This window comes from Algoriphagus confluentis, from assembly GCF_036245625.1.
GTDB classification, from domain to species: Bacteria; Bacteroidota; Bacteroidia; order Cytophagales; family Cyclobacteriaceae; genus Algoriphagus; species Algoriphagus confluentis.
The window spans coordinates 26,133-37,356 of sequence record NZ_BTPD01000022.1 but is presented as its reverse complement, the minus strand read 5'-3'; the positions used below and the strand labels follow the sequence as shown (position 1 = coordinate 37,356).

The 11,224-nt window shown below is 42.8% G+C and carries 7 protein-coding genes; 1 reads left to right on the top strand and 6 read right to left on the bottom strand.

The genetic code is table 11. From position 1 onward, the window contains the following. On the top strand, positions 1-479 hold a 479-nt coding region (locus AAA943_RS21250), incomplete at its 5' end, for a group II intron maturase-specific domain-containing protein (RefSeq protein WP_338226410.1). A 90-nt stretch (positions 480-569) separates the two neighbouring features. Here the strand turns inward: AAA943_RS21250 and AAA943_RS21245 are convergent. From AAA943_RS21245 to AAA943_RS21220, 6 genes are all read right to left on the bottom strand, one after another. Further along, positions 570-2,807 carry a hypothetical protein gene (locus tag AAA943_RS21245; RefSeq protein WP_338226409.1) on the bottom strand — a complete coding sequence of 746 codons (2,238 nt, stop codon included), beginning with the start codon at positions 2,805-2,807 and terminating at the stop codon, positions 570-572. 335 nt (positions 2,808-3,142) lie between these two features. Then, positions 3,143-4,003, bottom strand: a complete 861-nt coding sequence (locus AAA943_RS21240) for a virulence RhuM family protein (RefSeq protein WP_338226408.1) — start codon at positions 4,001-4,003, stop codon at positions 3,143-3,145. Between the two features lie 212 nt (positions 4,004-4,215). Beyond that, entirely contained in the window at positions 4,216-5,082 is an 867-nt protein-coding gene (locus AAA943_RS21235) for a cation diffusion facilitator family transporter (RefSeq protein WP_338226407.1), read from the bottom strand. A gap of 167 nt (positions 5,083-5,249) precedes the next feature. Continuing rightward, positions 5,250-6,554 carry an APC family permease gene (locus tag AAA943_RS21230; RefSeq protein ID WP_338226406.1) on the bottom strand — a complete coding sequence of 435 codons (1,305 nt, stop codon included), beginning with the start codon at positions 6,552-6,554 and terminating at the stop codon, positions 5,250-5,252. Between the two features lie 1,092 nt (positions 6,555-7,646). Next, complete coding sequence (locus AAA943_RS21225) at positions 7,647-8,024, bottom strand: GxxExxY protein (protein ID WP_338226405.1); 378 nt, start codon at positions 8,022-8,024, stop codon at positions 7,647-7,649. Between the two features lie 443 nt (positions 8,025-8,467). Beyond that, positions 8,468-11,053, bottom strand: coding sequence for a cation-translocating P-type ATPase (locus AAA943_RS21220; RefSeq protein WP_338226404.1), 2,586 nt, complete (start codon positions 11,051-11,053; stop codon positions 8,468-8,470). Between the last annotated feature and the right edge of the window lie 171 nt (positions 11,054-11,224).

The following is an 11,224-nucleotide window of genomic DNA, read 5'->3' as shown; positions in this document are numbered from 1 at the left end:
TGGGACATGCATTTGTTCCGACTTATCAAAAAGGAGTCAAAGGAAAATATCAGTTGGTAGTGAAGAAAAACAGCTGGGACTCACTCAAACGAAAGCTCAAGCAGATCACCAAGAAGACCAAACCGCACAGCTTCGAAGAACGGTTGAAAAAGCTTGCAGAAATCTGGCGAGGATGGATAAATAATTACCGCCTTGCCAGCATCACCGCAAAGCTGAAATCACTCGATGAGTGGCTGAGAAACCGACTTCGCTACTGTATATGGCACGACTGGAAGAAGCCGGAGCGGAAACGCAAAAACCTGATCAGATTGGGAGTGGATCCAGACCATGCCTATGCATGGAGCAGGACTAGAAAAGGAGGATGGGCGGTGGCTCAAAGTCCGATTCTGATTACTACTATTACTTTATCCCGCCTAAGAAGAAGAGGTTATGAATCAATGCTTTCCTATTACCTAAAAATGCAACCTACAATCCAGTGAACCGCCGTATACGAGGCCCGTACGTACGGTGGTGTGAGAGGCGCACCTCGTCAACTTAACGGTTGGCGAGGCCGTCTACTCGATTAGGCACTAGGCGTTCTTCTTTAATTCGTTTTCAAGATTATTTATTTCTTCTGTCAGTTTTTTCTTTGTGTCTAAATGTAAATCACGTTCCGTAATGTCGTAATTGAAATCATTATAGACACTAGACTCGATTGCTTTACGATAATAATCGAAATATTTCCGTGGATCAAAACTATCACCTTTTATTATAACATATAAGTAACCTATCACCAAGAAGAGTAATCCTGAAAGATAGGTTATTGGCCCCATCAATTCCCAGCCAAGTTTATAAATCAATAATGTAATTATCATAAAATATGCAACGGGAAATAGAGACAAGATAAATCTATGGTTTTTTAGCCTTTTCTCAATCGCGCGCTCAATTGGAACATATCTTTTTATATCATTTTGAATGCTTTTTTCCGTTATTTTTAGTAACTCTCTCTTATGTGATATTTGTTGCCTGATGTTCTCCAGATTAAATTCATTTTTGATATTTTCTACTTCTACACTTTTTCCATGAAGTAAGTTGATCTTTTCATTTTCAATTTTTTCCTTTTCTTTTTTAATTTCTTCAATGCTTTTTAATGCATCTGCATTTTGGTTTGATAGTATTTGATTTTCAACGGCTATTTGGCTTTCAATTATTTCTACTTGAGCAGAAAAATCATCATTAGCTTTCTCTAATTTTTCAAGAATCACCTGGTCTCTCAAAATTTTGACTTTCGTTTCAAAGGTGGTATCATGGTAGCTGTCGTTTAATATTTGCAAAGCTTTAGAGCGTGTGGTTGAATAGTCGATTTCAAAGGCTCTAAGTTCAGGTATAGAAAAGGTTTCAACAAAACGCTTATTTGATGAATAATCGTTTTCGATAAATGGTCTGATCAATTGAAGAAAAACGCTCGGGCTAACTACATAATTTATTTCCCAATTCCTCTTGTAATTTATTCTTTCAAACTTTGATAGGATATAATCTGAGCTGATGAAAAATGCATTACTTTCAAGAAACTTTGTTTTCCTTGGATTTAAACTACGTACTTCTCTAACTACCACAACATCGTGTTTAAACCCAGAATATGATTTGGGTTTTCTGTTAGGTATTGATTCATAAAAATTCTGATATTTTTGGATATCATTTTCTATTTCTACATATTCATCATCACTTGTGAAACTTTTAGGAACATATTCCATTAAACCTAAATCCTTTAGGATTAAATCTACATGGTCATATTTATCTAAGAAAACAGAAGTATCTATTTCGTTTTCAATATTTTGTTTATGAAACAATTCTTCAAGTGGACTCAATCCGTCAACAGTTAATGCCACACGACTACTCTCTCTAGTCCATTTGGAAGCTCTTATATGTAAAGCTCTAGCATCAAAAGCCCTTTTAAATTCAGCCAATGTTTCAGGGTGGTAAGCAAGTTTAAAAGGAAGGCGATTTTTTTTAACCTCTTCTAAAATTTCTCTTGCTGACGCATCCTCATTATTTTTATGCAAGTCCAAGATTCCAAAAATGAAATTTGTATCAAGAAATAATTGCAAATTATTGTATCGTTGATTAAGAAAGCTCACCGTTTCTGCATCTGAAGTAAGAGCAAAACTTGTAAATGTAGAGTCTGCCAACTGAGATATATAATTTGTTCTTTCTAGGTCAGCATCATTTATGAATTTGTTGATGCTAAAAATTAGAATTTCCTTTGGTACGTTAAACTCTTTTGATATGCTTTCAATAGTTGCTATTAAACTTTTTTGGTCCTCGTCCTGAATTTTGGCAGAAGGATTTAGTAAATAAAGAGTTTGAATTCCATGTTGTTCAAATACAGTACACAAGTAAGATTGTAAACAATTCCAAATTACACCCTTGATTTCATCCGTAATTTCAGTGTTTAAATTTCCTAATTCTTCAATCCATTTTGTTTTTACGTTGAGTTCTAAATTTGAACAATACTCTAGTCTTTGTTTAATTCTCTCGGAAACATTTGAGGTTACATTGAGTTCTTTTGTAACACGGTCTTTAGTAACCTCTCCGAGTGAGAGTAATTTATCTAAGTTTGAAATTATTACAGGTGTTCGAATAGATATCCCATAGGTCTCAATTATCCTTACTGATAATTCTGTTTCATTTTGTGGATTTTTGTCTTTCTTTTGATTAAGAGTTAGTGTTATTAAATTCTGAACTATCTGGTCAAATTTTTGGTCGTGTGACAGAGCCTTTATATGACTTAGTTTAGAAAATACTTTTTTATAGTCGATTTGTGTCATGTTTTATTGATAGTTGTTTTACGCTTGTGCCTAACGTTTGTGTTTGCGCAACTTTTTGCGCAAGGCACGCAAATTTGGAAGCCTTACGCAATAAGTTGCAGGTATTTTTCAATTACCTCCCGTTTTCAGATTTCCAAGGTCTTGGGTTTTCGGGTTTTGATAAGCCAAAAATCGCCGAGTTGGGCCTTTTCCCTAAAAATCTCTTTCAAGATAAGTTCGGACCGCTTTTTCTCCAAATCTTCTTTGTAAATGTTTAGCCGTTTTTGAAAGTTTTGGTTTACAGTTCCTTTTCAACCTTATTTTCTTATCCATTTCTCCGGGGTAATCGTGGCTCTCTACTTGGTGCTACCTAGTCCTAATTTGGATAGGATATCAGGTATAAGGGAATTCATCTTTGAAAATGCAAACCATTTTTTACCCAGATCTTTTAATGAAGCCCCAAGATGATAAAGGTCCCTGTCGTCCAAAAGGAGAAAACGGTCGTGTGCCTCCGCTAAAATTTCGACCTTTATTTCTGGATATTGACTGTTATGCTTTACTAAATCAAGTCTCAGTTTGGGACTGATACTTTTTGTGTAAATGGTGGCTTTGACGTTTTTATTGCGCTTCGATAAAATGACCAGTACGGTCTCATCTACATAATTGTCTATAAGAATGATGTTGTGTTCGGCTTCTTTGATTATTGAAGTAAGAAAGACATAGGCATTAAAGATTTGCCCATCGAAGAATATTCCCTGTGCAGGTAATTCCTTCGTTTTGAGTTGTAGGGAGATGGCATTCAAATCACTCTCCAAATTGTCTATTTTGTTTTCAAGTCGATGAATCCTGTTGTTGATTGCATATCCTTTGATGAGGTATTCTTTGAGGATATTGTTTGCCCAAATTCGAAATTGTGTCCCTCGCTTGGAATTGACTCGATATCCAACAGAGAGAATTGCATCAAGATTGAAATGCTCCACCTGATAGGTTTTTCCATCTGTTGCAGTTGTTGCAAAAAATGCAACAACTGACTTTTTTTCTAATTCCTTGTCGGTGAAGATGTTTTTCAAATGTCTGGAGATAACAGACTTATCTCTTTCAAACAGGTCGGATATTCCTTGAAGTGAAAGCCAAAAAGTTTCTCGTTCTTCATCCACTCGTATTTCAATGTGAGTTGGTGATTCGTCCGATTGATAGAAGATGATTTCGTTTTTCATTGGACTTCAGAAAAAATCAGTGGATCATTTTCACTTGGTTTAGTAAAGGTAGTTGGGTCTTTGGAGCTTAAAATCGGGTTTTCGGATCTTGAGAAGCCAAAAATCGCCGAGTTGGGCCTTTTCCCTAAAAATCTCTTTCAAGATAAGTTCGGACCCCTTTTTCTCCAAATCCCCTCCAAAAAAAATATCCCAATTATCTTCGGAATTACTTCTCAGCTTGGCTCGATATGGATAAGCACATGCCCGAGTTGGGGGATTTCCCGGCGCAGGGTGTCCTTCAGCAAGTGGGCGATATCGTGGCCCTCGCGTACGGTTTGTCTTCCGTCTACTGTGGCATGCAGGTCCACATGGTATTTCATCCCGGCCTTGCGGATAAAGCATTTTTCGGTTCCTTTTACCCCCGGCACAGTCAGAGAAACCTCCCGAATCTCGGCAATCAGCTCCTCGTGGTTGTTTTCATCCATCACTTCTCCCAAGGCAGGGCGGAAGATGCCGTAGCAGTTGTACAGGATAAACCCACAGGCAATCAGGGCGGCATAGTCGTCGGCCACCTCAAAGCCCGGTCCTCCAAAGAGGGCGATGGATATCCCCACAAATGCCGCCACAGAGGTGATGGCATCGGAGCGATGATGCCAGGCCTCGGCTTTCAGTGCTGAGCTTTTCAGCTTTTTGCTTCTTCTCAGGACGACCTGATAGGAAATCTCCTTCCAGATGATGATCGCTCCCAAGACCAGTAGCGTCCAGCTTTCCGGGAGTTCGTGGGGAGTTTGGATGTTTTCGATCGACTGTCGGGCAATGGTGATGGCTGAGAAAATCAGAAATCCCACTACTAAGAAGGTGACCAAAGGCTCGATCTTACCGTGTCCATAGGGATGGTTTTCATCTGCGGGACGGTTGGCATACCGCATCCCGAGCAGAACCAGTAGGGAGGAAAAAATATCCACCGTGGACTCGATGGCATCGGCGATCAAGGCATAGGAATTGCCAAAAATCCCGGCCAGAAACTTGATGACAGCCAAAGCCACATTGCCCAAAAGGCTAAAAATGACGGTACGGATGGCGAGCTGAGGAGTTGGCATGGGTTAAAAGTAGGAATTTTACGATTTACGATTTATGAATTACGATTTACGAGGGGAAGAGGGACCTTATGGGCTTTTTTTAGAAGGATATCACTACCTAAAGCCGATCAATGAATTTCGAATAACGAACATCGAATATCGAATAATGAATTTTCAGATTCCGGAGATCAACGGTCACCTTTTTTCCCCAAGGCATAAAGCCCTGTTCCGATCCCGACCAAAACTGCGGTTAGCCATACCGAAGTAAAACTCACCTGCAGCATCAGCCATAGGCAGGCCAAAATCCCCAAAACCGGCACCAAATAACCGCCCCAGAGAATAAACCTTCCTGCGGATCGGAATCTTGGTCGCAGCTTGGGCACGGCTGCACAGGTCATGATAAAGAGGAAAAGCCGGGAAAGCACGGTCATGGCCGCCAAAAAGCGGAAAGAACCCATAGCACTCAGGGCAAAGGCGGCAATTCCAAAAAAGATCACCGAGTTGGCCGGAGTCAAAAAGCGGGAGTGAACTTCACCAAACCAGCGGGGAAGGGAGTTTTCCAAAGCCAAAGCATAGGTTACTCTGGTGGCTGAAAACATGGAACTGACCAGGTTGGCCAAGACTGAAGTGGCCACACCGACCATCAGAATCACAGCGCCGGTTTGTCCGAAGAGTTGGGAGGAGGCATCGAGTAGGGGAGCGGTGGATTCAGCCAGATTGGGCACGGCGGCCTGAGCGACCAATTGCACCAAAATATAAATCAAAGCCACCACGCCCAGCCCAAGCAGTAGACCCAGAGGCATATCCCGCTCGGGGCGCTTGGCTTCTCCGGCAGGCACAACGGCTCCCTCAAACCCCACAAAGGCATAAATGAGCAGCAAGGCGGCTTTTCCCAAATCCGAACCCGAGGGAAGCGGGGCATCGAGAGTGGGAATGACCTCCAGTCCCAAACTGGAAAATCCTCCGATCACCAGGCCGATCAGTACCCCAAACTTGATGATGGTGAATAGGGTCATGGAGCGGATGGATTCCATGGAACCCAAAATATTGATCCCCGCCAAGAATAGGCAGGTCAAAGCCAAGGAAATCAACCTTCCCGTGCCGGAGTCCGCGATGGGGAAAAAGTAAGCGATGCTGTCCGTGAGCAAAACGGTATTTGCTGAGAAAGAGATCAGTCGGGCGAGGTAGTAGAGCCAACCTCCCTGAAAGCCGATGAAAGAACCAAAGGCCTCTTTTCCATAGCGGATCGGGCCTCCTGTACCCCGGAAATAGCTCCCGACTTCCGCGAAGGATAAAATCACGGGAAGCATGAGCAGGGCACAGAAGATGTAGACAAAGACGCTGTATTCCCCGGCTAGGGCGTAGGCACCGCTGGGCAGACCGAAAATCCCGGCACCGATTAATCCATTGACCACCAGCATCCAGACACCCCACAGCCCGAGATTACGGGGTAATTTTTCTGATTTTTCTTGGGTTGGATTGATTTCGGCCATGATTAGGATTTGGGCTAAAATCGGAATAGTCTCTCACAGATGACCTACCAATCCTCAGATTTTTTTCAAAATTATCAGTGTTTATCCGTGTAATCTGTGAGCTAAAATGAGTCTCTCACAGAATTCTCAGATTTCCACGGATTTTTTCTTTAGGGATTTTTATCTGTGTTTATCCGTGTAATCTGTGAGCAAAAAGATATCTCTCACAGACCTGCCCGTAGCAGGCGGGTTTCTCAGATTTCCACAGATGTTTTTCTTTTGGATTTTTATCTGTGTTCATCCGTGTAATCCGTGAGCAAAAAGATATCTCTCACAGACCTGCCCGTAGCAGGCGGGTTTCTCAGATTTTCTCAGATTCTTTCAAGGGAAATTTATTCTGTGTCCATCTGTGTAATCTGTGAGCTAAAATGAGTCTCTCACAGAATTCTCAGATTTCCACAGATGTTTTTCTTTAGGGATTTTTATCTGTGTTCATCCGTGTAATCCGTGAGCAAAAAGATATCTCTCACAGACCTGCCCGTAGCAGGCGGGTTTCTCAGATTTTCTCAGATTCTTTCAAGGGAAATTTATTCTGTGTCCATCTGTGTAATCTGTGAGCTAAAATGAGTCTCTCGCAGAATTCTCAGATTTCCACAGATTTTTTCTTTAGGGATTTTTATCTGTGTTCATCCGTGTAATCCGTGAGCAAAAAGATATCTCTCACAGACCTGCCCGTAGCAGGCGGGTTTCTCAGATTCTTTCAAGGGAAATTTATTCTGTGTCCATCTGTGTAATCTGTGAGCTAAAATGAGTCTCCCAAAGAATTCTCAGATTTTCACAGATTTTTTCTTTAAGGATTTTTATCTGTGTCCATCCGTGTAATCTGTGAGCAAAAAGATATCTCTCACAGACCTGCCCGTAGCAGGCGGGTTTCTCAGATTCTTTCAAGGGAAATTTATTCTGTGTCCATCTGTGTAATCTGTGAGCTAAAATGAGTCTCCCACAGAATTCTCAGATTCTTTCAAGGGAAATTTATTCTGTGTCCATCTGTGTAATCTGTGAGCTAAATTAGATTTCTTACAGATTTCCACAGATTTTTCACTGAGAGCAAAATCAGTTGATTATTCTTATCAGGGTCTCTTTATCAACCAGACTAAGGGAATTGAAATTTATTAGAAGCCCAATTTTCTTGTTTGAAAGTTTCAAGTATGTGAGTAGTTGTTTTTTGTGAACATCATGTAGGAGTTCTACTGATTTAATTTCTACAATTACCGAGTCCTCAACCAATAAATCAATCCTGAAACCTAGGTCTAACTTCACTTCCTTATAGATAACTGGAAGGGGGACCTGGGTTCTAACGTTCATGCCCATTGTCATTAGTTCATAGGCTAAAGTTGATTCATAAACGCTTTCCAGCAATCCGGGACCAAGTTCTTTATGAATGGTGAATGCAGCACCTCTTATTTTGTAGGTTAGGTCGTTTAAATCCATAAAAAAGCAATTGAAAAGTGAATGATGTTAATCTACTAATTGTCGATTGGATTTAAGAAATTTTTCTTTAAAAATTATCTGTGTCCATCCGTGTAATCTGTGAGCAAAAAGATATCTCTCACAGAATTCTCAGATTTCCACAGATTTGTTCTCTTTGGATTTTTTTCTGTGTTAATCCGCGTAATCTGTGAGCAAAAAGATATCTCTCACAGAATTCTCAGATTTCCACAGATTTGTTCTCTTTGGATTTTTTTCTGCGTTAATCCGCGTAATCTGTGAGCAAAAAGATATCTCTCACAGAATTCTCAGATTTCCACAGATTTGTTCTCTTTGGATTTTTTTCTGTGTTAATCCGCGTAATCTGTGAGCAAAAAGATATCTCTCACAGACCTGCCCGTAGCAGGCGGGTTTCTCAGGTTTCCACAGATTTTTTCAAGGGATATTTATCTGTGTAATCTGTGAGCAAACCGTCTCCGGATAATTTTCTCCAACTCCACCGCATGGAAAACAATCAATGCCATCCCTCCCGAAAAGAGCAATTCCTGCAAATCAAGGGGTTCTGTTCGGAAAATTGGATTCAAAAAGGGGAGGTAAATCACTCCCATTTGTAGGAGAAAAGTAGATCCCACGGCCAATAGCAGGGGTTTATTGCTCAGAAAACCCTGCTGCCAAAGCAGTGTCCGGTCACTTCTCACAGCCATCACATGCCCGAGTTGGGAAAAAGCCAAGACTGAAAAGACCATGGTCTGCCAGTGCCAACCCTGCCGGATTGCCCAGTATTGGGTAAAGAGAGTCACTCCGGCCATCAGCATCCCCACCCAGACGATATGATAGCCAACTCCGTTGGCAAAAAGACTCTGCTTGGGAGGTCGGGGAGGCTGCTGCATAATGTCTTTTTCGGGTCGCTCATTGGCTAGGGCCAAAGCAGGCAATCCATCCGTGACCAGATTGATCCAGAGGATATGGATCGGCAGAAGGGGATTGGGAAAACCGAGAAAAGGAGCCAGCCCTATGGTCCAGATTTCGGCTCCGTTACAGGTCATGATGTACTTGATAAACTTGACGATGTTGTCATAGATCCTGCGTCCCTCTTTGATCGCCCGAACGATGGTGGAGAAATTATCGTCAAGCAAAATCATGTGGGCAGCTTCTTTGCTGACATCGGTTCCAGCGATTCCCATGGCCACGCCAATATTGGCGGCTTTGAGGGAAGGGGCGTCGTTCACTCCATCTCCGGTCATGGCGGCAAAATGTCCTTTTTGCTGAAGTGCTTTTACGATCCGGAGCTTTTGCTCAGGCGCCACCCGGGCGTACACGCTCACATTTTCCACCTGATTGGCAAAGTCCTCGTCGGACAAGTTCCCCAACTCTGTGCCGGTCAGGGTTACATCCCCTTTTTTCCAGATTCCAACCGCATTAGCAATAGCCCGGGCAGTGGCAGGATGGTCTCCGGTGATCATGACAGGATGAATTCCGGCGGTTCTGCATTCGGAAATGGCCAGTTTCACTTCTTCCCGGGGAGGATCGATCATCCCCACTTTTCCATAATAGTCCAGTTCGGATTCCAAATTGATCCACTCTGCTTCTTCAGGAAGTTGGTCAAGGATTTTCCCAGCGAAAGCCAAAACCCGTTCCCCCTTTTTTGCCCATCCTTCGGCGCTTTCCTGGAGTTGGAAGGCCTGTTCTTTTTTCTTCAAAATCGATGAAACCGCCTCCGGAGCCCCTTTGCACAGCATCAAAACCTGATCGCCTACCTGATGAAAAGTGCTCATTCGCTTGCGGGAAGAGTCAAAAGGTACTTCTCCGATTCGGGGGAAGCTTTGGATTAGACTTTGGTACTGTTCCTTTGTGAGTTCCTGCAGCATTCGCTCCACCAAAGCCACTTCGGTGGATTCCCCTTCCGGCCGGCCTTTTTTGTCCAAATGGACATCGTGGCAAAGTCCCAAGCCGAGTTGGAGGTTGGAATACTCGGCGGAAATCGGAGTGTGATGAAAAGCATCCACTTCCGTAACCGTCATTTTGTTTTGGGTCAGCGTGCCGGTCTTATCGGTGCAGATGTAGGTGACCGAACCGAGACTTTCCACTGCGGGAAGCTTTCGGATCAAGGCTTTCTTTTTGGCCAATCGTCCTGCTCCCAGCGAAAGGGCAATGGTAATCAGGGCAGGCAAAGCCTCTGGAATGGCCGCTACTGCCAAACTCACAGACAGCAAAAGCACCGGGAAAATCTCCTCGCCTCTTGCAATGCCCGCGATGAAAAGAGCGGCACAGATCCCCAAAATGATGACTGAAATCAACTTCCCAAATCGCTGCATGCGCTGCTGCAGGGGAGTCAGGGGTGGGTTTTCCTGAAGCATGCTGGCGATTTTTCCGATTTGGGTTTTCATTCCTGTGGCCACCACCAGTCCGGTAGCCCGTCCATTGGTGACCAGGGTGCCCTTAAAGGCCATGTTTAGCTGATCTCCGGGATTGAGGTTTTCTCCTTCCAATACCCCTGTTTGCTTGTCGATGGGGACGGATTCTCCGGTGAGGGAGGATTCGTCGACTTTGAGGGAAAAGGTCTCGATAAGGCGAAGATCAGCCGGGACCATATTTCCGGCTTCCAAGGCGACCACATCTCCGGGTACCAATTCCCGGGAAGGTACTGCAACTAGTTGCCCATCCCGGAAAACCTTGGTTTGGGTTTCAGTCAGTTTTTTGAGGGAGTCCATGGCCTTTTCGGCCCGGTATTCCTGGACAAAACCCAAGACGGCATTGAGTACAATAATGACCAGGATGATGATGGTATCGGTCAGGTCTCCTACAATGCCTGAAATCACAGCAGCTGCCGCCAAAATCAGGATCATAAAATCCTTGAATTGACCCAAAAAGAGGAGCCAAGCCGGTTTTTTCTTTTTCTCTTGGAGGGCATTGGGACCGAATTCTTCGAGTCTTTTTTGGGATTCGGAGGAGGATAGGCCTAGGTTTTGGGATTTAAGTTCCGAAAATAGTTCAGTTGTATTTTTTTGGTAAAAGTGAACGTCCAAGGCCATAATTGAAGTAACAGATAACTAAGGGAATTTCCAATTTTTAGTTTAATAAGAGCTCAGATTCTAAAATTTAATTTGCTCCTCAAAAAAATATTAAAATAATGACTTGATTATCAAATAATTATAAAATTTATCTGCCTAAATATTGACATTGTTTTTTTTTTTTTTTTTGAT

Excerpts from the sequence above, each read along its gene's own strand:
- AAA943_RS21225 (WP_338226405.1), bottom strand. The coding sequence starts at position 8,024 with ATGGATTTAAACGACCTAACCTACAAAATAAGAGGTGCTGCATTCACC.
- AAA943_RS21220 (WP_338226404.1), bottom strand. The coding sequence starts at position 11,053 with ATGGCCTTGGACGTTCACTTTTACCAAAAAAATACAACTGAACTATTT.
- AAA943_RS21230 (WP_338226406.1), bottom strand. The coding sequence starts at position 6,554 with ATGGCCGAAATCAATCCAACCCAAGAAAAATCAGAAAAATTACCCCGT.
- AAA943_RS21240 (WP_338226408.1), bottom strand. The coding sequence starts at position 4,003 with ATGAAAAACGAAATCATCTTCTATCAATCGGACGAATCACCAACTCAC.
- AAA943_RS21245 (WP_338226409.1), bottom strand. The coding sequence starts at position 2,807 with ATGACACAAATCGACTATAAAAAAGTATTTTCTAAACTAAGTCATATA.
- AAA943_RS21235 (WP_338226407.1), bottom strand. The coding sequence starts at position 5,082 with ATGCCAACTCCTCAGCTCGCCATCCGTACCGTCATTTTTAGCCTTTTG.